Raw genomic sequence first — 21,657 nt, 5'->3', positions numbered from 1 at the left:
AGACTGGAGCATGGGATTCAACGCGATCATCAACCACTTCGACGGCGACATCTGCGAGACCGGCCCGCTGGCCGGCGTGACGTTCACGGTCAAGGGCAACATCGACGTCGCGGGCCAGGCGACCACGCACGGCATGAAGCGGTTCGTGGACAACCTCCAAGAACGAGACGCGCCCGTCGTCGCACGACTGAGGGCGGCGGGCGCGACTCCGATCGGGCACACCAACCTGCCGACGATGAACGTCCGCGGCATGCACACCCGCAGCGAGTTCGGCGACACGATCAACCCGTGGGACGCGACGAAGACGCCGGGCGGCAGCAGCGGCGGGTGCGCCGTGGCGGTCGCGACGGGCGAGACGCGGATCAGCATCGGCAGCGACGGCGGCGGCTCCCTGCGGATTCCCGCGCTGTTCAACGGCGTGTGCTCGCTCAAGCCGTCGTACGGGCGGTATCCGCAGCGCAAGGTGTACGGCAACGAGCACCCGGCGTACCTCTTCCAGGAGCAGTACGTCGAGGGCCCGGTCGCCCGCTCCGTCGCGGACCTGCGGCTGGTGCACCCGTACCTGTGCGGTGCCTCGCCGGTCGACCCGCGGGTGGCGCCGGTACCGGTCGAGGGCCCTCCGCTGCCGCGCCGGGCGGGTGTCGTGGCCGGCGCGGAGCAGGCGGCGGAGACGCTGGCGAACCACGGGTACGAGGTGGCGCCGGTCGAACTGCCCCGGCTCGCCGAGAGCGTGGAGGCGTTCCACCGGCTCGCCGTCACCGCGGTCGGTGACGGTTTCGACGCGTTCGCCTCGTTCGTCGGGGAGGACGCGGCGCGCACGATCGCGTTGATGCTCAAGGTCTACGAGCCGTACACCCTCGCCGGGTTCTTCGAGTCGACCTCGCTGCGGCTCGCCGTGCGGCGCGCGTGGGCGGAGCTGTTCGAGCGGTATCCGGTGATCGTCGCGCCCGTCAGCACCGTGCCGTCGTTCGAGCCGGACGAGGAGCTGCGCGGACCCGACGAGCTCGTGCGCTACCACGACGCGGTGGCGGTGTGCGCGGCCAGCAGCTTCGCAGGCGTGCCCGCGGTGGCGGTGCCGACCGGGTTGCACGACGGGTTCCCGACCGGCGTCCAGGTGCTCGCCCCCATGTACCGCGAGGACGTGGCCATGGACGCGGCCGAGGTGATCGAGGTGCCGCTCCAGGCCTGACCCGCGCGAGTCGTACGTTCCCGCCTGGTGTGTCGTACGTTCGCGCCCCCCGATCGGGTGGCGGGAACGTACGACACAGGGTGCGGGAACGTACGACTCGCGCGGCGGGGGTCAGCCTCGCTTTTGCTTCTCCCCCAACGCGATCCAGCTGCGGCACAACAGCTCGACGGCGTCCACGACGGCTTCGTCGCGGACGTCTTCGGGCGTGATCGCGCGCTGGATCAACAGCCCGTCCTCCAGCGCGTGCGCGATGACGGCCAGGAACTCGATGTCGGCGGGCGGCTGCACCCCCGCCCGCCGGAACACCTCGGCCAGGCCCTGCTGGTGTGCGTTGCGCGAGAACCGTTCCCGCTCGGCCAGCTGACGGCGCACCCGGCCGTCGCGCAACGAGTAGAGCCACAGTTCGGTGCGCAGCGCGAGCCACTCGGTGACGTTGCGGGCGCGCGAGCGGTTCCAGGCGCGCACCCGTTCCCACGACAGGCCCTTGACCTCGTTGTGCTCACGCCGAGTGCGTTCCTGCAACAAAGCGACAACGAGTTCTGCTTTGTCCTCGAAGTTGGAGTAGAAAGCCCCTCGGCTGTACCCCGCACGTTCCGCGATCTGCTCGACCGAGGCTCCGTTGACGCCCCGCTCGGCGAACAGCTCACCAGCAGCTTCCAACAGGCGGCCTCTCGTCTGCGCCTGCTTCTCCACCCGGCTCAACCGCACGTCGGATACAGTACTGCACTCAGATACAGGTCTGTATGTGAATTTTTCCCGATGTTCATGATCGACGCGGTTGCGCCAGAATCACCCGCATGAACGCCAAGGACCTGGTCGCCAAGATCCGCGCCGAACTCCACCCCGGTGAACACGAGAACCTCGTCGTGCAGTTGATCGAGAAGGGTGAGGCGCCGCGGAGCGTCATCCAGACGTTCGCCGCCGAGGAGAACCACATCGTCGCCTCCGACTGGCGCTCGTTCCTGGCACTGGCGTCGCGTGCCGCCGAGCCCAGGGCGCGCGGGTTCTTCACGCTGCTCGCGGGCGGCGAGGAACTGGTCCTGCCGATGCTCGAGCCGCTCGCGCTGGCCGCCGGCATGTCCGCCAAGGACTTCCACAACTACGAGCCGTTCCCCGGCGCCCAGGCCTACCCCGCGTACCAGGCGTGGATGGCGCTGAACGGCGAGCCGACCGACGTGATCCTGGCGATCCTCGCCAACTTCACCGCGTGGGGCGGCTACTGCGAGCGGATGGCCAAGGGGCTGCGCGAGCACTACGGGTTCGACGACGAGGCCTGCGGGTTCGTCGACTTCTTCGCCACGCCCGCGCCGCAGGTCGAGGAGCAGGCGATCGCGGCCGTGCAGGCCGCGCTGGACAGCGGGTGGCAGCCGAAGCACGCGTGGCGCTACGGCCGCCTGCTGCAGGCCTACGAGCTCGAGTTCTGGTCCACGATCGCCTGAGGTGTCGTTATGGCCACCTTTGCTGCGTTGAACGCAGCAAAGGTGGCCATGACGACACCCCCTAGAGCAACAGGTCGCGCAGCTCGTCGAGCAGCATCAGCACCCGGCGCGCGTCGGCGGGGTTGGGCAGGGCCGCGGTAACGGCCTGGTCCACCCGCTGGCGCGCCCGCCGCCCGATCGCGGCCACCGCCCGGTCGGTGATCTTCAACAGCGTTCGCCGGTGGTCCCTCGGATCCGGCCGCGACACGACGACGTCCCGCTCGACGAGCCGCGCGACCGACGCCGACACGTGGCTCTGCACGAACCCGGTGTGCCGCACGACCTCCCCGACCGTGCTGTCGGGCTTGCGGATCAGGGCCTCGACCACGGCCAGCTCCCCCGCGGTCAGCCCGCCCGTGGAGCCCGTCGCCTGCCGCGACAGCTCGATCAGCCGCCTGCCCAACCGGTGGAGTTCGCCGCCGTCCATCGCTCCACAATACATCGCTAGAGATGTATCGTTGACGATGTGTTGACTGGGGTGAGCAAGACGGCGTTAGGCGTCGCACGGGTGCGCGCCTTCGAGAGCAGACGGCCGGACCGGCTGTTCGACGACTCGCTGGCGCAGCGGTTCGTCGACGCGGCGCCGGACGCGTTCCCGGTGGACGGGCCGATGACCACGATCGGCGCGGTGTTCCACCACCATGCGGTGATCCGCACGCGGTTCCTCGACGACTTCCTGCTGGCGAGTGAGTGCCGTCAGGTCGTACTCCTGGCGGCCGGTCTGGACACGCGCGCGTTCCGGCTCGACTGGCCGGACGGCACCACGCTCTTCGAGGCCGACCTGCCGGAGGTGTTCGCGTTCAAGGACGCCTTGTTGAGCGACGAGGTCCCGCGCTGCGACCGCCGGGTGGTCGCGATGGACCTGCGGGACGACTGGAACCTCCCTGGGTTCGACGCGACGAAACCGACCGCGTGGGTCGCGGAAGGACTCCTGATCTACCTGGACGAGGCGGAGACGGACACACTGCTGTCCAAAGTGGACCAGCTGTCCGCGCCGGGCAGTGAGATCGCGTTCGAACGCGGCCTGGGCGACTCGGAGCTCTTGAAGAAGGCGCGCGACCTGCCGGGCGTCAGCGAGTACTCGAAGCTGTGGAAGGGCGGGCTGGACACCGGCCGGTGGCTCACCGGGCACGGCTGGCGCACGCACGACCACGACGGCCGGGCGCTCGCCGAGCGGTGGGGCCGCGTCGTTCCCGAAGGGTCGGCGGGCGGGTTCCTCACCGCTACCAAGTGACGACCAGCTCCTCGGGTCCGCTGACCGCGTCCTGACGCATGCGCACCTTGTCCATGTCCAGGCGCAGATTCGGAAAACGCCGCAGCAGCGCGGGAAGCGCGATCCGCATCTCCACGCGGGCGAGCGCCGAGCCGATGCAGTAGTGCGCGCCGTGCCCGAACGACAGGTGCGGTGCGCCGGTGCGCGTGACGTCGAACCGGAGCGGGTCGGGGAAGAGCTCGGCGTCGAACATGGCCGCGGGTCCGCCGACCATCACGAGACTGCCCGACGGGATCACCGCTCCCCCGACCTCGACGTCCTCGGCGGCGGTGCGCAGCACGCCCTCGGAGTTGATCGGGTAGTACCGCATGATCTCCTCGACCGCGGTCTCGGCGACGGCGTCGGACGAGCGGACCAGCGCGGCCTGCTCGGGAGCGTCCAGCAACGCCAGGATCCCGTAGCCGAGCTGGCTGGTCGTGGTCTCGTGACCCGCGATGAACAACGAGATCGCGAGCCCGGTCAGCAGCTCGTCGGGCTCGTCGGCGGCGCCGAGCGTGGACAGCAGGTCGTCCGCCGGCTTCAGCCGCTTGCGGTGCAGCTCGAACTGGAAGTAGTCGGACAGCGCGCGCAACGAGGCGTCCGCGGCCTCGGGCGAGACGAGCCACGGCGGCTTGACCAGGTCGGCCGACCAGCGGGCGAGGTCGGCGATGTGGTCGTCGGCAATGCCGAACAACGCGCAAATCACCTTGGCGGGCAAGGGAAAGGTGTAAGCGGACACGAGGTCGGCCGGTCCGCCGGCCGCCGTCATGGCGTCCAGCAGGTCCTCCGCGATGCCGGTGATGCTCGCGCGCAAAGCCTCGGCGTTGCGCGCGGTGAACACGGGCGTGACGAGGCGCCGCAGGCGGTTGCCGTCCGGCCCGCCCGGCCAGCCGGCGAGCCGGAACAACAGCGGCCGCAGGTCGGGGCCGTTACTCGGCGGCGTTCCGGTGCCGAGGAACCGGCGGTCGCCGAGCACCGCCTTGCAGTCGTCGTACCGGGTCACGAGCCAGGCTTCGGGACCCGCTTCGGTCAGTCGCACGAGCGCCGGCGGCGCGGGACAGGCGTTCGCGGACGGCGCGATGCCGTCGCGTGTGAAGTTCAGAACCGGGAGCGGCATGCAGCCCTCACGGGTTGGAATGCCGTCCCGGATCTGTTATTCCGTCAAATGTGACGCGTGTTACCTGGGCAGGAACGCTCGGTGCTGCTTCGAGAACTCATAGTTGTTGTACTTGTCCCAGTTGATCGACCACGTCATCAGCCCGCGCAGGTTCGGGTACACGCCCTTCGGCTTGTAGCTGCCACAGGACGTGCCCTTCATCAGGCAGTTGAGTGCCGTGTGGACATCGGTGACCGACGTGAACCCGTTGCCCGCGTTGATCGACGCCGGCAGTCCGATCGCGACCTGCTCCTGCCGCAACGCCGGGAAGAACTTCGTCGAGTCGCCCCGGACGGGGAACCCGGCGAGCACCATGTCGGTCATCGCGACGTGGAAGTCCGCGCCGCCCATGAAGTGGTACTGGTTGTCCAGCCCCATCACCGGGCCCGAGTTGTAGTCCTGCACGTGCAGCAGCGTCAGGTCGTCCCGCATCGCGTGGATGACCGGCAGGTACGCGCCGGTGCGGTTGTCCGCGCCGCCCGCGCCGCCGTAGAACTGGTAGCCGACCTGCACGAAGAACGTCTCGGGCGCCATCGTCAGCACGAAGTTCGCGCCGTAGCGGGCTTTCAGCGACTTGAGCGCGGAGATCAGGTTCACGATCACCGGCGTGGTCGGGTTGCGGAAGTCCGTGTCACCGGCGTTGAGCGACAGCGAGTGCCCCTCGAAGTCGATGTCGAGCCCGTTGAGGCCGTACCGGTCGATGATCGCCGACACCGAGCTGACGAACTTGTCGCGCGCGGCGGTCGTGGTCAGCTGCACCTGGCCGTTCTGGCCGCCGATCGAGATCAGCACCTTCTTGCCCTGCTGCTGCTTCGCCCGGATCGCCGCGATGAACGCGGACTCCGACTCGACGTTCGGACACTCCGCGACCGGGCACTGCTGGAAGCGGATGTCGCCGCTCGTCACCGAGGTCGGCTCGCCGAACGACAGGTTGATGACGTCCCACTCGTCCGGCACGTCGGCCATCCGGATGTAGCCCGAGCCGTTCGCGAAGCTCGCGTGCAGGTAGCCGACGAGGACCTTGCGCGGCAGCGAACCGCCGGGTGGCGGACCAGTACTGGTCGTGGTCGTCGTCGTGGTGGTCGTGGTGGTCGTGCTGGTCGGTGGGGTGCCACCGCCGGTGCACGCGGCGCCGTTGATCGTGCAGTTGGCCGGGTCCGCCGTGCCCGCAGCGTTGAACCCGAAGGTCACGCTCGCACCCGGTGCGACCGAGCCGTTGTACTCGCGGTTGACGAACGTGTTGTGGTTACCGTTCTTGGTGAGCAACGCGTCCCAGTACGCCCCGACGCTGGTGTCGGCCGGGTAGTCGAACTCGACCTTCCAACTGGAGATCGCGCTGCTGGTGTCGTTCTTGATCGTCACCGTGGCGGTGTACCCGCTGCTCCAGGTGCTCTTGCTGAACGTAGCCGTCACGCCGGCGGCCTGCGCGGGGCTGGCGAAGCTGACCAGGACCGCTCCCAGGACGAGCGACACCACCGCGGCTATTCGAGCGAACAAGGGTTCCTCCTCCACGCCTTCGGCGGCCGGCAGGGATCACCCAAGATTGGACTAGACCATCAATGCGGGCGTCAAGGGTCAACGGGCGGTGAGCGTCCGCAGGCGCAGCAGCGGAAAGCCGCACGACCGCACCCGAGGCCGCGCCTCACCGACCGCCGCCAGCAGCCACGTCCGCTGCGCCAGCCGCCCCTCCGGCAGCCGGTCGGACGTCCGCCACGCGCGCACGAGCGCGTCGTGCACCGCCTGCTCCGCCCGAGCGCGGTCGCCGATCACCCGCAGCGCGTAGGCGAACATCGCCGCTCCGTGCGCTTCCCACAACGAGGTGACCAGGGCTTCGTCGCGAACGGCGGTGGTCATCGCGTAGTGCCTCCGGCGTGAATTGGAAGGTTCTCCGGAACCGTAAAGCTTGTTGACCATTGTTCGACAGCCCGTAGGCGGCGAGTGACCGCTGGTATGCGATGAGCGGATGAGTGGTCATTTTCGTTGGGGCGCTGAAGGATGAGTGGTCCCCGACCCCTATTCCGTCTCAAGGAGACAGCATGTTCTCCCCCGACTTCCTCCCCGGCGCCCCGAACTGGATCGATCTGGGCAGCCCGGATATCAATAGATCGGCCGATTTCTACGCCAGCGTGCTCGGGTGGAATTTCGTTTCGCTGGGTGAGGAAGCGGGCAACTACGGCTTCTTCCAGGCCGATGGGAGGACAGTTGCCGCGCTCGGACCGCTCGACGCCGGGCAGCCCTCGGCGTGGACGGTCTACTTCGCCACGCCGGACGCCGACGCCACCGCGAAGGCCGTCGAGCAGGCCGGCGGCACGATTCGGCTCGAGCCGTTCGACGTGTTCACCAACGGGCGCATGGCGCAGTTCACCGACCCCGGCGGCGCGGAGTTCGCGGTGTGGCAGGCCGGGGACACCAAGGGCGTCGACGCACTCCAGGAGCCCGGTGCCCTCGCGTGGGTCGAGGTGCACACGCCGGACCGGGAGGCCGCGCAGGCGTTCTACCAGGCGGTGTTCGGCTGGACGGCGGCCGAGATGCCCGGATCCGACGGCCGGTACACGCTTTTCACCCCCGAGGGCAGCGACACCCCGCACTGCGGCGCGGCGGACCTCCAACAAGGCACCCCCGCGCACTGGCTGCCGCACTTCGAGGTCGACGACGTGGACGCGGCCGTCGCGAAGGCCGGCGAAGGCACCGTGATCATGCCCGCCACCGACTACGAAGGCGTGGGACGGCTGGTGTGGCTGGCCGACCCGTTCGGCGCGCGGTTCGCGTTGATGAAGACGGCTTCGCGATAGGCAAAACCCTGCGTCCCGGGGATCTGCGCGGTTACCGTTCGAAGGTGCAGATCCCCTGGAGAGCCGCCCCCAGAGCCGCACTGTCGTCGCCGCTCACGCTCGTGGTGAGCATCGCGACGACGTTGCTGCTGGGCTTCGTCGTGGCGGCGGCGGTGATGCACTCGTCCGCGGCCGGCAGCGCGGCGATGACGTACCAGGAGGGTCGGCTCTGCGAGCAGACGCTGCACCCCGTTCTCGACGGCGAGCGGCTCTCGCTGGACGGCGCACGCAAGATCGCCACCAAGGCGAACGGGCTGTCCGCCTTCTACACGCCCGTCATCCGGCCGGACTTCGGCGGACCGCAGACCTGGGCCCGGTTCGGCTACCGCCAGGGCGCGACCGACCACCTGACCGTCCTGCAGGGCGGCGGCAAGGACGGCCTGTGGGTGCCGCAGACCGTCGCCATCGCCGCCAAGATCAAGCTCGGCGACCGCGGGTTCGGCGGCACGCTGCCGCCCGTCACCGCGATCTACGCCGACCTCGCGCAGCCCGTCGACCAGTGGTGGTGCTCCGAGGCGAAGACCGTGGTGCCCAACGTGCTCGGCGGCGACGGCCAGAGCGCGTCGGTGATCTGGATGCCCTCGCTCGACGACATGAACTCGCTGCCCGCGGACTACCTGGGCTCGCTGACGATGACCCTGCGGTTCCCGCAGAACAAGCCGCCCACCACCATCGACGAGGCAGAGGTGTTGCGGGCCAACGGCAGGGCCGCGCTCGACCGGATCAACGCGCCGATGACGCGCGGCGACTACCTGGCCAAACCGATCGCGGTCGCACGGGAGGCGCAGCGCAACGTCGGGTCGGCGATCCTGCCGCTCGCGGCGATCAGCGTGCTGATCGGCCTCGCGGGCGTGGGAACCGTTGCGCTGCAATGGGTGCAGCGCCGGCACAGCGAGCTGCGGATGCTCTGGTGCCGCGGCGCCGGACCGCTCGCGCTCGGCGGCCGCGGGGTGCTGGAGCTCGGCCTGCCGCTCGTTCTCGGCGGTGTGCTCGGACTCCTGGCCGCGCGGGTGCTGCTCCCGCTGTACGCGCCCTCATCCGCGCTGGCGCCGGGAACCGTGCCGCAGGCGGTGTTCGCCGTGCTCGGCGTCGTGCTGGCGAGCCTGATCGTCGTCGTCGCGGTCACCACGTGGAAGACGCACCGCACGTTCCAGGGCCGGCCCGTCGTGCTGCGCCGCCGCTGGGCCGCGCTCGTGCCGTGGGAACTGGTCACTTCCGGCCTGGCCGTGCTGGCGTGGCTGAACCTGTCGCGCAACGGGCTCGGGACGTCCGAGAAGGGCGCGGCGCTGCCCGCGGTCGACGCGGCGGCGCTGGCGTTCCCGCTGCTCGTCGTGCTGACGACCGCGCTCGTCGCGGCCCGCGTGCTGCGGCTGTCGCTCGGCTGGTCGCATCACGCCAACCTGTGGCGCACCCCCGCGGCTCAGCTGGCGTTGCGCCGCCTCGCGGCCGCCGCGGGCCCGGTGACCGGCGTGCTGCTGGTCGGGGTGCTGGCGATCGGCACGATCGCGGTCGGCAGCAGCGTGGCCGGCGCGCAACGGCTGGCGTTCCTGGAGAAGTCCGGTGCCCACGTCGGCGCGAACAGCACGGTCCAGGTGAGCCAGGACCTCGCGTCCGGCACGATCGAGCTGCCGCAGTCGTTGCGCGGCAACACCACGCTCGTCGGCATGAGCGCCTCGACGCTGGTCGTCGACCCGGCCACGTTCACCGACGGTGCCTACCTCGGCGACCGCGCGCCGGACGAGGTCCGGTCGATGGTCGGTTCGTTGACGCGCACTGGTGATGTGGCCGAGGCGCTGCGGATCGGGCGCGCCTCGTCGGTCGAGGTGAACGTCGTCGGCCTGCCACGGCTCAAGCCCACGCAGTACCTGCCGTCGTTCCCGAAACTGGGCACCCGCGCCGGTTACGTCGTGCCGCGCTCGTCGGTGACGTCGCCCGAGCAGGTCGGGTCGTGGCACCTGTGGTCGTCGCTGCCGCTGACCCAGCTGACGGATGCGTTGCGCGAGGCGGGCATCCACTACACCAACGCGCAGGACCGCGCGACCGTGCTGGACGGCCTGCCGTTCCTGACCGTGCAGTGGACGTTCGGCTTCGTCACCGCCATCGGCGCGGTGCTCGCCGTGGTCGCGGCGATCGCGCTGCTGCTCGCGATCGAGGTGCGGCGCCGCCAGAACGCCGTGTCCGGCGCCCTCTCGACGCGCATGGGGTTGCGCCCGGCGATGCTGTTGTCCAGCCACCTCATGGAACTGGGCTCGCTGGCCGCGTTCGCCGTCGTCGTGGGCAGCCTCGCATCCGCGCTGTCGACGTCGTTCGCCGTGCCGCGCCTGGACCCGGCGCCGTGGCTGAACCCGGCACCGGTGCTGCCGAACCTGATACCGCTGCTGGGGATGACCGTCGCGGGCAGCGCGCTGGTCGTGTTCGTCGCGGCGTGGACCGCCCTGCGCACCGCCCGCGCCGCGCGGATCGGAGAGCTGATCCGTGGCTGATGTGCTGACCGCACAGGACGTTCACGTCACCTACCGCACGCCGGCCGGGACGGTGACCGCGCTGTCCGGCGTGTCGGTGTCCGTGCCGTCTTCCGGGATGACCGTGCTCGCCGGCCCGTCCGGATCGGGCAAGTCGACGTTGCTGCGGGTGCTGTCACTGGTCGAGAAACCCACGTCCGGCGAGGTGCTGCTGTCCGGATCGCCCACGGTCTCGCTGTCCGCCGCACGACGGCGGGCGTTGCGGCGCAAGGACATCGCGCTGGTCTTCCAGAACCCGGCCGACAACCTGATCGGCCACCTGACCGTCGCCGACAACCTCCGTGCCGCGGCCCAGGCGGCCGGCCGTCCCGTTGACGTCGAGGAGTTGCTGGAGTCTTTGGGGCTGCCAGGGACGTCGTCGTGGCGGGTGCCCGCGCTGTCCGGCGGCCAGCAGCAACGCCTGGCATTCGGCTGTGCATTGGCGCGCGGCGCGTCCGTGGTACTCGCGGACGAACCGACCTCCCAGCTCGACTCGGCGTCGGCGGACCTCGTGCTGTCGACCCTGGTCTCGCTGCCCGTCCCCGTGGTCGTCGCGTCGCACGACCCACGGCTGATCGCCCTCGCGGCCAGGACCTTCCCGATGGTGGCGGCATGACTCTCTCCGCGGTGGGCCTCTGCCGGACGTTCACGCACTCGAGCGGCCCGGTCGACGTGCTGCGCGGCGTGGACCTGACCATCTCGCCGGGCGAGCTCGTCACGCTGGCGGGCCCCTCCGGTTCCGGTAAGAGCGCGCTGATCACGCTGTTGTGCGGGTTCGACCAGCCGACCAGCGGGACCGTGCTGATCGACGGCACGCCGTTGAGCGGTCCGCCCTCGTGGGACCGCTGTGCCGTGCTGCCGCAGTCGCTCGGCCTGGCCGGGGAGCTGACGCTGGCGGAGAACGTCGCGCTGCCGCTGCGGCTGTCCGGGCGGGCGCACGAGGTGCACCTGGTGAAGGCATTGCTGGCCGAGCTCGGCATCGACGAGCTGGCCGACCGCTACCCGGCCGAGGTGTCGTTCGGCCAGCAGCAACGGGCCGCCCTGGCCCGTGCCGTGATCGCCGGCCCCGGCGTGGTGCTCGCGGACGAACCGACCGCGCACCTCGACCACGCCAGCGCTCCCGCCGTTGTCGCGGTGCTGCGGCGGGTGGCGGACGCGGGGTCCGCGGTGCTGGTCGCGACGCACCACGACGACGTGCACGCGGCCGCGGACCGCACGCTCGTTCTCACCGAGGGCCGCATAGCTGGACCCTGAGGCCTACTCTCGCCAACCTGGGGGCGGGGCGCTGCGGTGGTCCAGATTGCGATTGGGGCTTGACTTGGGGCCCCTCGCGAGGCGCTGGCGGGCTCAAACGGGCAGAAGGTGAAACGCCCGCTCCGCCGAGGGTAGCGCCTCGCACCCCAAGTCAAGCCCCAATCGCGCGGTGCCCACCAGACGCGCCCCTTTCCTGCCAGGTCGCCTTGTGGTTGCTGCCGGTTCCGTGCGGGTGGCGTTGTCCTTGGCTGCCGGTTCCGTGCGTGGTGGCGTTTCGTTCGCGGGCAGGCTTGATCGCCGCTGGGAGCGCTCTCACGTTTTGCGAGGGGAAGATTTGTGTCGCCCAGCGTCACGAATCTTCCCCTCGCGAAGATCAACGATCTTCTCGGTGTCCGATTCACCCGATGAGAGCGTGGCCATCGTGCGTTTCTTTACCTCATGTTCGAACACGGAGATCAACTCAACCACGATCCCCCACCCCCGGCCCCTCGGCCTCGTACCATGGTCGGCAATGCGCAGAGCACTGACGATCTTGGTCATCCCGGTACTCGCGATCGTGCTGATCGTGAGCGACCACCCGTTCCCGCCGCCGTCGGGCCCCGGCGTCGAGGCGCAGACGATGCTCGTCGGCCTCGGCGACAGCACCATGTCCGGCGAGGGCGCGGGCGACTACGACGCGGGCACGAACGGCGAGAACAACAACTGGTGCCACCGCTCCCGCAACGCCAGCATCATGAAGACCAACGCGGACACGAACCGGACGGTCAACCTGGCGTGCTCGGGCGCGAACTCGGACCGGGTCCGCAACGACCAGATCCCCCGGCTCCAGGAGCTGGCGCGGCACAACCGGGTGACAACGGTCGTCGTGGCGGTGGGCGCCAACGACGACCCGCACTTCGCCGAGGTGCTGAACAAGTGCGTGGAGGCGTGGGTGCGCCGGGCGGACTGCGCCCCCGGCTGGGCCCGTGAGTGGCAGCAGCGCGTGCAGAAGATGGTGCCGAAGGTCGAGAACGCGTTGAACACCGTCAAGCAGGCGATGCGCGACGCGGGCTACCTCGACTCGTCCTACACGCTCGTCATCCAGTCGTACGCCGCGCCGGTCGGCCCCGGCCTCAAGACCCAGCTGCAGAACCTGTCGGGCTGTCCGATCAGGACCGCGGACGCGCGCTGGGTACGTGAGAACGCCGTGTTCGACCTGTCGCTGGGCCTGCGCACGGCCGCCGAGCGCACCAACGCCAGGTTCCTCGACCTGTCGCGGGCCGGCGAGTCGCACGAGGCGTGCCTCGGCGGCAGCGAGTGGTTCAACCGGCTGGCCGTCGACTGGGACGGCATGCACGACAAGACCCGGCAATCACACGTGCTGCAGGAGTCGTTCCACCCCAACGCCGCCGGGCACGCGCAGATCGGGCGCTGCCTGACCGAGTTCCTCAAGACCACCAAGCAGACCGCGGCCTGCCTGCCACGTCAGGACGGCACGCTCGGGCTGTCGACGGAGAGCTGAGCCCATTCGTCCGCGAGCATCGCGTACACCAGTTCGTCGGTCCACTCGCCCTTGACGAACTCGTTGCTCACGAAGTGCGCCTCGCGCCGCAGACCCAGACGCTCCAACACCTTCCGGGACGCGTCGTTGCGCGCGTCGAGCCGGGCGACGATCCGGTGATAGCCGCGCTCCTCGAAGCCCAGCCGCAGCGCCACGCGCACGGCCTCGGTCGCGAACCCCTGCCCCTGGTGCTTCGGGTGGACCGTGTACCCGATCTCGGCGCCGTTGTGGTCACCGACGGACCAGATGCCGACGTCGCCGACCAGCTCACCGGTGTCGCTCCGGATCATCACCAGGGCGTCGGCGCCGGTGCTCGACGCGACGCGGTCGATCCACGCCTTCGTCTCGTCGAGCGAGCGCGGTTCCCAGTAGATGTACGGCGTGATCTCGGGCAGGGACTGGTAGGCGTTGCACGCCTCCGCGTCCTCGGGCGTCAGCGGGCGGAGTTCGAGCCGGTCAGTGCGCACACCGTGGACGCTACCCAACCCGGCTCGCCGGTTCGCGCGAATTTCACCCACGCCCGGCTGACGTCGCTGTCAGTGAACATGAACGGCACGTCCGCGCCGTGATCACCGGGGAAGACCGCGCGGAACCCGCTGCCGAGCCTGCGAGTCGGCTCCTGGAACAACACCGGATCCTCGTCGGTGGTGTGGCACAGCAGCAGCGGCACCTCGGGCGCCGGGAACTCCGCGACCGGCTGGTAGAGCGGCTCGCGCAGCACGTCGGTGGTGAGCTCGTCACCGGACCGCACCGCGGACTCCGGCGTGGAGGCGTCGATGCCGCGGGCGATCCCGCGCGCCCGCTCGGCCGTGAAGAACCGGCCCGGCATGCTGTGCACGATCGCCTTGTCGGCCAACGAGGACAGGCAGGCCACCGCCTGCGCCCCGGACGAGTGGCCCGCCAGCGTCACGTTGCCGGGATCGCCGCCGAACGATGCGATCCGCGTCCGGATCCAGTGCAGCACCGCGGCGACGTCGAGGAACGCCCGGTTCAGCGGCGCCCCCTCGACGTAGCCGTAGCCCTCGAAGCCGATGCGGTAGTTGCACGTGACGACGACGATCCCCTGCGAGGCCAGGAAGGCGCCGTCGTACTCGGGCTGCGCGGAGGAGCCGAACGTGTTGGCGCCGCCGTGCAGGAACAGCAGCACCGGCCCACCGGAGTCCACAGTGGACCACACGTTGAGCGTGAGCATGTCCTCGTCGCCCGGCCGCCACACGGGCGCGCCGGGCAAACGGGCCGACTGCGGCGAGATCGGCCCGAACGTCCCGCGCGGTTCCGCGTCCAACACCGGCACGGGCGCGCGGAACCGCAGCGAGCCGAAGGGCGGTTCCGCGTACCTGATGCCCAGGTACGCGGTCACGCCTCCACCGGCTGGATCCGCGGCAGCGCCCGCAGCGCCGACGCGGCCCGCTCCAGCTGCGACAGCACGCGGGCGTCCTGGTCGGAGGCGACCTCCTGCAGCATGACCTGCATCGGCTGGTCGTCCTCGGCCTCGACCACCGCCAGCACGCGGAACGCCGTGCCGGGTGGGAAGATCACCCGCTCCTGCGTCGAGATCGCGACCCGGTCGGTGACCTCGACGCGGCGGCCGCTCACCGACCACACCACGTACTCGATCTGGCCGCCGACGCGCTGCACGGGGTTCGCGATCGTGTCCAGCAGGCCGTGGTCGACCAGGATGTCGCCGGTGCGGTAACGACGGGGCCCGGTGGGACCGGAGCCGCCCCAGCACGCGGTGACGCCGGCGAACGACGGCAGCCGCGACAGCGACGACACGACGCACGACACGTACGGCCGCAGCCGCCCCAGCCGGCCCATGCGCAGCGTCTCGACGACCATCTCCTCGTCCTGCGAGAGGCACGCGACGAGCGCGGTCAGGTCGGTGACCATGGCCTCGAACGCCTGCGGGTCCTCCTGGCCCTCGTCGCGCTGCGCGAGCAGGCGGCACACCGTGGCGGCGTGCGGGGCGTACCGCTCCCCCAGCGCCCGGCGGACCGCGTCGCGGTCGGCCTCGGAGCTGCGGTGGTCGGCGGGCAGGGTCTCGCGGTCGCTCGGCGTCTGCGGCGGCACCTCCCACGAGGCGGGCGGCACCGGCGCGAGCGGGCCGTCGAGGCGGAACCGCCACTCCGGCCACTCGATGGCCTCTTCTTCCTCACGGATGGGCCGTGCCGTGCGGGAAGCGGCGACCTCGGCCTCCCTGCGCGGCGGGGACGGCCGGGCGCCGGCAGTGGAAGCGGCTGGCTCGGCCTCCCGCGAAGCGGCGACCTCGGTGTCCCAGCGCGGCGGGGACGGCCGGGCATCGGCAGCGGGAGCCGCGACCTCGGCCTCCCGGCGCGGCGGGGCCGACCGGGCACCACCGGCGGAAGCGGCAGGTTCAGCCTCCCGCGAAGCGGCGACCTCGGTGTCCCAGCGCGGCGGGGACGGCCGGACATCGGCAGCGGAAGCCGCGACCTCGGCCTCCCGGCGCGGCGGGGCCGACCGGGCACCACCGGCGGAAGCGGCAGGTTCAGCCTCCCGCGAAGCGGCAACCTCAGCCTCCCAGCGCGGCCGGGCACCAGCGGCGAGTTCGGCCTCCCGGGAAGCGGCCAGCTCCGCGATCGCCGCGTGCCGGGACGCCTCGCCGGGCGTGGCGGTCGGGAACGCGACCATCGCCGGACCGGCCGCCGGAGGCTCCGGAGCCGCGTGCGAAGGCGGAGCTGGCGCAGGTGGCGGCGCGACCGGAGGCGGCGGGGGCGGAGTCACTGGCGGCGGGGCCGGCGCGAACACCGGCATGTCCGGCGCCTTCACCTGCGAGTCGCAGAACACGACCCGCAGCAGCTTGCGCACCTCGGGCTCGAGCCGTTCGACGAGGGCCGCACCGGACACCGCGACCGCGCCGGGCGTCGAGCGCCCCGGCGTGCCGACGGTCAGGCGCGCCCACTCCGGGTCGACCGGCTGGGAGCGGACCTCGGCGGCGTTGTACGGCTCGTCGGCCTCGCGCACCCACAGCCCGGAGGGCACGACCTCCAGGACCACGTTCTCGCCGAGCCCGAACACACCGGGCGTGACCTCGGCCAGGCCCTGCACGGGCGGCCGGTAGCCGGACACCGCGGGCACGTCCTCGTACGGCGTGCAGCGGACCTCGGTGACGAACGGCCGCCACGTCTGCTGACCGCGCGGGTCCACCGCGACGGTCGCGGCGCCGGGGCCGTTGCGCAGGTTGCCGACGGGCAGGCCGGTGTACATGAAGATCGGTTCGCCGAGCTGGTCGGCGACGAGCCGGCCGACCGACGTGTCGGTGCCGTAGGGCACGAGCCGCACCCGCGTGCGCGCGGCCTGCGGCAGCGCGGTGAGCAGGCGGCACACCTCGTCGGTCGGGATGGGCGCCTGGCCGGGTCCGCCGATCACGACGGTCAGCACCTGATCGCGGCACGGCAGCGCGACGATCGGGCGGGCGTCCGGGGCGCCGGGGTCGAACGCCGGTTGCTGCGCGCGCAGCCACAGGCCCGCTGGGATCGGCTCGGAGATGCCGACCTCACCGGTGGGCCACGGCGAGTTCGGGTCCATCGCCTCCCACTGCGGCACCGGGAACCGCCTGCCGTAGGGCATCGGCGAGGCGCCGGGCGCGAACTTCAGCCAGGTGCCGTAGCCGGCCGTGCCGACGACGAACGAGGCGCCGGGCACGGTCGTGAGCACGCCGTCCGGCGCGACGACCTCGGTCTGCAGCTGGTCGGCGAGCCACTGACCCGGCGCGGTCGGCCGCATGCTGCCCGCGTACGACACCGCGAGCCGGACCGGTCCACGACCGCCGAGCGCGGTGGCCACCGACGGCCAGAACGCGTTCTGGTCCGCCGACGGGAAGTCGACGACGACGACTGTCCGGCCGCGGTCGGCGGGCAGCTGTCTGGCGAGCTGGCTCGCCGCCTGCGACGGTCCCTCGGGAGCACCGATCACGAGCGTGGCACCCACGAAGTTCGCGGAGTAGGTGGCCCGCACGGGTGGCGGCTCCGGCGCGGTCTCCGCAGGTAGCGGCATCGACTGCGACGTCGACTGCGACGGCTCTTGCACTGCTTGGCTGCCGTGGGCGGCACGTCGGCCCCTCAAGCGCCCGATCACCTCCAGGCCATCCCGTCCACTCGCCCTTTCGGATCAGTCGAGTAACGGCCTGGCATGCTACCCAGGCATCACTCGATCGTGTTTTTTGGCATCATCCGATCGAGATCCAGACAGCCTTCGCCACGCCGCACACCTGGCCGTCGGGTGCCACTATTGCAGACGCTGACCAGGCCTTTCGACCTTCACGACCGAGTGACCACGCGAGCAGCACGTGATCGGCGTCCAGCACGACAGGGTGGTCCAACCGGGCGGTGAACGTTCCCAGAACGTGAGCGGGTCCCCCGTCCGGAGCAATGGGTTGCGCGGAGGGACAGTCGAGCGCGGACCACACGACCTCGGGACGCACCTGGCCGTCCGCGTGCGGCAGCAGCGGACCGGGCCGCCACACGCCCGCCCACACCGTGTCATCGACCGGGCCGAGCAGTGCGTGGATGGCCTCGCCGGGCGGACGGTCCGGGCCGCAGCCGAAGCACGTGGGGAACGGGTGCCGGGTGCGCGGCGGCATGGCGGCGGCCGCCGCCCGCGCCTGCTCGACGCTCGGCACGTCCGGCAGAACGATGTCGAGCTCCGCCGGGGTGGCCGCCGCTACGACGACGTCGCCGTGGCGCAGCTCCGCGTCGGCGCCGTCGACTCGCACCTCCAGCGGGGTCTCCAGTGGCGGAGGCACGCGCAGGCGGACCGAAACCGCATCTTTGGTGTCAACGAACCCCGCGAGCAGACCGGCGACATAGCCGCCGTTGCCCGTCGTGGGCGGTCCGTTGAACCGCGCCGCCACCGTCAGCACCGTCACTCGTGCGTCCCTTCCAGATAGACCCACTGGCCGTCGACCCGGACGAACCGGCTGCGCTCGTGCACCACACCGTCCGTCGCATGGGCACGGAACTCCACGGTGCCCTCGTTCTGCAAGAGCCCGCCGCCCGACGTGGCCAGGATCTCCAGCCGGGTCCACCGCTGCGCCGGGTCCAGCCCCACGTCCCGAGGCCGCTTGTCCGGGTGCCAGGTGCGCAGGAGGTACGTCTCGTCGCCGACGGCGAACGCGCTGTAGCGCGATCTCATCAGCTGCTCGGCGGTCGCCGCCGTGCGCCGGCCGGAGTGCAGGGCACCGCAACATTCGTCGTACGCCAGTGCGCTGCCGCAAGGGCAATTCTGTCGGTTCGCCACCGACCGATTGTGGCTCAACGACCGCACCGGAATACTCGGCGTGGTGCTGATCGAGATCAAGATGCTGGGCCAGTTCGAAACCATAGTGGATGGCGACCTGGTCCGGATCGGCAGCGCGTCGCAAAAAGCACTGCTGTGCACCCTCGCCCTGTCGGGCGAAGTCGTCTCCATGGACCAGCTGGCCTACGCGTTATGGGGCGACACACCGCCCACGACCTACCGGCAGCAGATCCCCAAGCGGATCTTCGAACTGCGCCAGGTGCTCGGCGAGTGGGCGATCACGACGAGCGACGACGGCTACCAGCTCGACCTCACCGAATGCGACATCGACGTACTGCGCTACCACGACCTGCGGCAGGACGCCCGGACCGCGGTCACCGACGGCCGGCCGCGCGACGCGGTCGCCGCGTTCCGCGACGCGCTCGCGTTGTGGCGCGGCCCCGCGCTGGACGGGGTGCCGGGCGAGCTGATCGGCGATTTCGCGGCCGAGCTGGACGAGAGCCGGCTGGCGACCGTCGAGGAGTGCGTCGATCTCGAACTGGCCCTCGGCCGCCACGCCGAACTCGTGCCCGAGCTGCGCCGGCTCGCCGCGATGAACCCCACCCGCGAGCGGCTCGTCGAGCAGCTGATGACCGCGTTGCACCGCACCGGGCAGCAGGCCGAGGCCATGGAGGTCTTCGAGCAGGCCCGCGCGCGGCTGTCCGGCGACTACTCGGTGACCCCGTCGGAACGACTGGAGCAGGTCTTCGAAGCGGTGCGCGACAACACCTTCCCGGTCACGGTGCCCGCGGGCCTGCCCAGGTCCATCCCGACGTTCACCGGCCGCGCCGAACAGCTCGAGGCGCTGGACCAGGCGCTGGCCGACGCGGCCACCAACGTCGTGCTGTCGTCGATCGGCGGCGCGGGCGGAGTCGGCAAGACCGCGCTCGCCCTCCACTGGGCGCACCGCAAACGATCGTCCTTTCCGGACGGACAGCTGTACGTCGACCTCCGCGGGTTCGACCGCGGCGAGCCCGTCCTGCCAGACCAGGCGCTTGTGTCGTTGCTGCAGGAACTCGGGGTGTCCGGTGACCGCATCCCGACCTCGCTGCAGGCACGCACCTCGCTGCTGCGCTCCATGCTGGCGAACAAGCGGATGTTGGTGCTGCTGGACAACGCCCGTGACGCCGAGCAGGTGATTCCGCTGCTGCCCGGCACGCCCGGCTGCCTCGTGGTGATCACCAGCCGCAACACGCTGAGCTCGCTGGTCGCGGTGCACGACGCGCGGCCGATCTCGCTGGACGTGATGTCCACACCGGAGTCCCTGGCGCTGCTGGAGAACGTGCTCGGCCCCGAGCGGCTCGACGGCGAACCCGCCGCGGAACTGGCGAACCTGTGCGGCAACCTGCCGCTCGCGCTGCGCATCGCCGCCGCCACCCTGATCACACATCCGCGCATGCGGATCGCGGAGCTCGTCGAAACGCTGCGAACCGACCGCCTCGGTGTGCTCGACGTCGACCCGGCCGCCAGCGTGCGCACGACGTTCGACCTCTCCTACCGAGTGCTGCCCGAGGACTCCCAGCGGGTGCTGCGACTGCTCGGCACCGCACCCGGCGACGACATCTCGTTCGACGCGGTCGCCGCACTCGCCGACTCCGCCGACGTGCGCGGCCCGCTCGCACGACTGGAGGAGGCGCACCTCGTCGAGCAGTACCTGTCCGGCCGGTACCGGTTGCACGACCTCGTCAAGCTCTGCGCCGCCGAGCTCCCCGAGCCCGGCCGTGACGAGGCCGCCGGCCGGCTGGTGCGGTGGTACGTGTCCGCGACGGACGCCGCCGTCACCAGTCTGATGCCGACGTTCTTCCGCGAACCACGGCCATTCTCCGTGGCCGCCAAGGCTTTCCCCGACCGTCCCGCGGCGCTGTCCTGGCTGCGGGCCGAGCGCCGCAACCTCGTCGGCGCGGTCCACTGGACGTTCGACCACGGCCACGACGCGTTGTGCGGGCACCTCGTCGACGCGCTGCGCGGGTTCTTCTGGATCGACCACACCGTGTCGGACTGGGTCGACACGGGCGAGCTCGGTCTCACCGCGGCCCGCAGAATCGGCGACCAGCGGCTGCAGTCCGCGGCACACCGCAGCCTCGGCATCGCCTACGCGGCCGCGTCGGACATGGACCAGGCCCGCGCACACTACGGGCGCGCCACCACGATGTTCGAACAGCTCGGCGCGGCGGACGCCGCGGCCAACGCCCGAGTGAACTTCGCCGTGTCGTTCGTCTTCGACGCGCCCGCCGACCAGATCGCGGAGAGCTTCGCCGCCGCCGAGTCCGCGAGCCTCTCCGGCGCAGACGAGGGCATGCGCGTGTCCTATCTGGCGAACCTGTCGTTCTTCGAGACCCTCCGCGGCCGGTTCCGAGCGGCGATCGAGGTGGCCACCGAAGCGGTCGGCGCCGCCGAGGCCATCGGCTCCACCACCCAGGCCGTCGTGGCGCGCGGCGCCCGCGTCGAAGCGTTCACCGAGCTCGGCGATCTCGTTGCGGCGCAGGAGGAATGTGCTCTCGCGATCGAGGCGAGCCGGTCCGCCGGCCTCGACACGTTCGTGCACATCGGGCGGGTCAACCTGGCCCGCATCCAGCTGGCCGCCGGGATGACCGCGGAACCGCTGGAGCTGTGCGACGCCGCGATCGCGTTCGCCGACCGGTGCCACCACCTCGACATCTGGTGCAGCGCCATGGTCTCCCGCGCCAACGCCCACCTGCTCGACCATGCCCCGGACCGTGCGCTCGCCGACCTCGAGGCAGTGCTGCCGCGAGCGAACCGCTGGTACACCATGGAAACCCTGATCTGCCTCGCCGCGGCACACGTCGTCCGCACGGATGCCGGCGCGGCCATGGACGCCGCGTCGCGCGCGCTGGCGTTGTGCGACGAGTACGGCTGGCACCGGTACTCCGGCCGGGCCCAGTACTACCTCGCCCGCGCCCACGCCCTGAGCTCACGGACGGTGGAAGCGGTTTCCCACGCGGAGCGCGCCCTGGCCCGCCACCGATCCTCCGGCCAGCGCCTGCAGGAGGCCCGCGACCTCGCGCTCATCGCGACACTCACCGACACCCCATGCGACGTCACCGGCCTCGTGTCCGCCGCGGCCGGCGAGCTGACCCCCGGCGTGCTGACCACCCTGACAACCTGACCCGCCTGGAAGCGGTTTCCCACGTCGGCGTGCT

The 21,657-nt window shown here is 71.0% G+C and carries 19 protein-coding genes; 9 read left to right on the top strand and 10 right to left on the bottom strand.

The features are described 5' to 3' along the window. The first annotated feature begins 10 nt into the window (after nt 1-10). Entirely contained in the window at nt 11-1,189 is a 1,179-nt protein-coding gene (locus QSK35_RS40780; protein WP_285753500.1) for an amidase, read from the top strand. 111 nt (nt 1,190-1,300) lie between these two features. On the opposite strand, the gene QSK35_RS40775 is transcribed toward QSK35_RS40780, so the two are convergent. Further along, complete coding sequence (locus tag QSK35_RS40775) at nt 1,301-1,897, bottom strand: TetR/AcrR family transcriptional regulator (protein WP_285753499.1); 597 nt, start codon at nt 1,895-1,897, stop codon at nt 1,301-1,303. A gap of 89 nt (nt 1,898-1,986) precedes the next feature. Between QSK35_RS40775 and QSK35_RS40770 the strand changes: the two genes are divergently transcribed. After that, nucleotides 1,987-2,628 carry a thiaminase II/PqqC family protein gene (locus tag QSK35_RS40770; protein WP_285753497.1) on the top strand — a complete coding sequence of 214 codons (642 nt, stop codon included), beginning with the start codon at nt 1,987-1,989 and terminating at the stop codon, nt 2,626-2,628. Between the two features lie 61 nt (nt 2,629-2,689). Here QSK35_RS40770 and QSK35_RS40765 read toward each other — a convergent pair whose 3' ends face one another. After that, a complete protein-coding gene (locus QSK35_RS40765; RefSeq protein WP_285753495.1) occupies nt 2,690-3,094 on the bottom strand; it encodes a MarR family winged helix-turn-helix transcriptional regulator in 405 nt (134 codons plus the stop codon). A 39-nt stretch (nt 3,095-3,133) separates the two neighbouring features. On the opposite strand from QSK35_RS40765, the gene QSK35_RS40760 reads away from it, so the two are divergent. Then, a complete protein-coding gene (locus tag QSK35_RS40760; RefSeq protein WP_285753493.1) occupies nt 3,134-3,901 on the top strand; it encodes an SAM-dependent methyltransferase in 768 nt (255 codons plus the stop codon). Here the strand turns inward: QSK35_RS40760 and QSK35_RS40755 are convergent. The 3 genes from QSK35_RS40755 to QSK35_RS40745 form a co-directional block, all read right to left on the bottom strand. Beyond that, nucleotides 3,891-5,036 carry a cytochrome P450 gene (locus QSK35_RS40755; protein WP_285753491.1) on the bottom strand — a complete coding sequence of 382 codons (1,146 nt, stop codon included), beginning with the start codon at nt 5,034-5,036 and terminating at the stop codon, nt 3,891-3,893. The two genes, QSK35_RS40760 and QSK35_RS40755, sit on opposite strands and share 11 nt — an antisense overlap. 60 nt (nt 5,037-5,096) lie before the next feature. Continuing rightward, nucleotides 5,097-6,572 (bottom strand): chitinase, encoded by a 1,476-nt coding sequence (locus QSK35_RS40750; RefSeq protein WP_285753489.1) that lies wholly within the window; start codon nt 6,570-6,572, stop codon nt 5,097-5,099. A 78-nt stretch (nt 6,573-6,650) separates the two neighbouring features. Continuing rightward, a complete protein-coding gene (locus tag QSK35_RS40745; protein WP_285753487.1) occupies nt 6,651-6,929 on the bottom strand; it encodes a sigma factor in 279 nt (92 codons plus the stop codon). Nucleotides 6,930-7,111: 182 nt separating this feature from the next. Between QSK35_RS40745 and QSK35_RS40740 the strand changes: the two genes are divergently transcribed. From QSK35_RS40740 to QSK35_RS40720, 5 genes are all read left to right on the top strand, one after another. Next, on the top strand, nt 7,112-7,867 hold the full coding sequence (locus QSK35_RS40740) for a VOC family protein (protein WP_285753486.1): 756 nt from the start codon (nt 7,112-7,114) through the stop codon (nt 7,865-7,867). 44 nt (nt 7,868-7,911) lie between these two features. Next, nucleotides 7,912-10,389 carry an ABC transporter permease gene (locus QSK35_RS40735; protein WP_285753484.1) on the top strand — a complete coding sequence of 826 codons (2,478 nt, stop codon included), beginning with the start codon at nt 7,912-7,914 and terminating at the stop codon, nt 10,387-10,389. After that, the gene (locus QSK35_RS40730) at nt 10,382-11,023 is read left to right on the top strand and encodes an ATP-binding cassette domain-containing protein (RefSeq protein WP_285753483.1); all 642 of its coding nucleotides are present in this window, start codon (nt 10,382-10,384) and stop codon (nt 11,021-11,023) included. The genes QSK35_RS40735 and QSK35_RS40730 overlap by 8 nt, the downstream gene beginning before the upstream one ends. Further along, complete coding sequence (locus tag QSK35_RS40725; RefSeq protein WP_285753482.1) at nt 11,020-11,661, top strand: ABC transporter ATP-binding protein; 642 nt, start codon at nt 11,020-11,022, stop codon at nt 11,659-11,661. Before QSK35_RS40730 ends, QSK35_RS40725 begins: the two co-directional genes overlap by 4 nt. A 511-nt stretch (nt 11,662-12,172) precedes the next feature. Next, on the top strand, nt 12,173-13,162 hold the full coding sequence (locus QSK35_RS40720; RefSeq protein WP_285753481.1) for a GDSL-type esterase/lipase family protein: 990 nt from the start codon (nt 12,173-12,175) through the stop codon (nt 13,160-13,162). Here QSK35_RS40720 and QSK35_RS40715 read toward each other — a convergent pair. From QSK35_RS40715 to QSK35_RS40695, 5 genes are all read right to left on the bottom strand, one after another. Further along, nucleotides 13,126-13,668, bottom strand: coding sequence for a GNAT family N-acetyltransferase (locus QSK35_RS40715; RefSeq protein WP_285753480.1), 543 nt, complete (start codon nt 13,666-13,668; stop codon nt 13,126-13,128). The genes QSK35_RS40720 and QSK35_RS40715 overlap by 37 nt on opposite strands. After that, nucleotides 13,635-14,561, bottom strand: a complete 927-nt coding sequence (locus tag QSK35_RS40710) for a carboxylesterase family protein (RefSeq protein ID WP_285753479.1) — start codon at nt 14,559-14,561, stop codon at nt 13,635-13,637. The genes QSK35_RS40715 and QSK35_RS40710 overlap by 34 nt, the downstream gene beginning before the upstream one ends. Then, entirely contained in the window at nt 14,558-17,215 is a 2,658-nt protein-coding gene (locus QSK35_RS40705) for a hypothetical protein (RefSeq protein WP_285753478.1), read from the bottom strand. The genes QSK35_RS40710 and QSK35_RS40705 overlap by 4 nt, the downstream gene beginning before the upstream one ends. A gap of 172 nt (nt 17,216-17,387) precedes the next feature. Next, entirely contained in the window at nt 17,388-18,086 is a 699-nt protein-coding gene (locus QSK35_RS40700) for a hypothetical protein (RefSeq protein ID WP_285753477.1), read from the bottom strand. Next, nucleotides 18,083-18,457 carry a YchJ family protein gene (locus tag QSK35_RS40695; protein WP_285753476.1) on the bottom strand — a complete coding sequence of 125 codons (375 nt, stop codon included), beginning with the start codon at nt 18,455-18,457 and terminating at the stop codon, nt 18,083-18,085. The genes QSK35_RS40700 and QSK35_RS40695 overlap by 4 nt, the downstream gene beginning before the upstream one ends. Before the next feature lie 43 nt (nt 18,458-18,500). Here QSK35_RS40695 and QSK35_RS40690 point away from each other — a divergent pair, with 43 nt between their 5' ends. Continuing rightward, nucleotides 18,501-21,623 (top strand): AfsR/SARP family transcriptional regulator, encoded by a 3,123-nt coding sequence (locus QSK35_RS40690; protein ID WP_285753475.1) that lies wholly within the window; start codon nt 18,501-18,503, stop codon nt 21,621-21,623. Nucleotides 21,624-21,657: the final 34 nt, after the last annotated feature.

It is taken from the genome of Lentzea sp. NBRC 105346 (genome assembly GCF_030269605.1).
Classification (GTDB): domain Bacteria; phylum Actinomycetota; class Actinomycetes; order Mycobacteriales; family Pseudonocardiaceae; genus Lentzea.
Note: the sequence above shows the minus strand (reverse complement) of the source record. Positions and strands in the feature narration are given on the sequence as shown.

What these genes read in the sequence shown, in the direction of transcription:
- QSK35_RS40765 (WP_285753495.1), bottom strand. Translation starts at nt 3,094, where the DNA reads ATGGACGGCGGCGAACTCCACCGGTTGGGCAGGCGGCTGATCGAGCTG.
- QSK35_RS40725 (WP_285753482.1), top strand. Translation starts at nt 11,020, where the DNA reads ATGACTCTCTCCGCGGTGGGCCTCTGCCGGACGTTCACGCACTCGAGC.
- QSK35_RS40705 (WP_285753478.1), bottom strand. Translation starts at nt 17,215, where the DNA reads ATGCCGCTACCTGCGGAGACCGCGCCGGAGCCGCCACCCGTGCGGGCC.
- QSK35_RS40755 (WP_285753491.1), bottom strand. Translation starts at nt 5,036, where the DNA reads ATGCCGCTCCCGGTTCTGAACTTCACACGCGACGGCATCGCGCCGTCC.
- QSK35_RS40745 (WP_285753487.1), bottom strand. Translation starts at nt 6,929, where the DNA reads ATGACCACCGCCGTTCGCGACGAAGCCCTGGTCACCTCGTTGTGGGAA.
- QSK35_RS40770 (WP_285753497.1), top strand. Translation starts at nt 1,987, where the DNA reads ATGAACGCCAAGGACCTGGTCGCCAAGATCCGCGCCGAACTCCACCCC.
- QSK35_RS40740 (WP_285753486.1), top strand. Translation starts at nt 7,112, where the DNA reads ATGTTCTCCCCCGACTTCCTCCCCGGCGCCCCGAACTGGATCGATCTG.
- QSK35_RS40720 (WP_285753481.1), top strand. Translation starts at nt 12,173, where the DNA reads ATGCGCAGAGCACTGACGATCTTGGTCATCCCGGTACTCGCGATCGTG.
- QSK35_RS40780 (WP_285753500.1), top strand. Translation starts at nt 11, where the DNA reads ATGGGATTCAACGCGATCATCAACCACTTCGACGGCGACATCTGCGAG.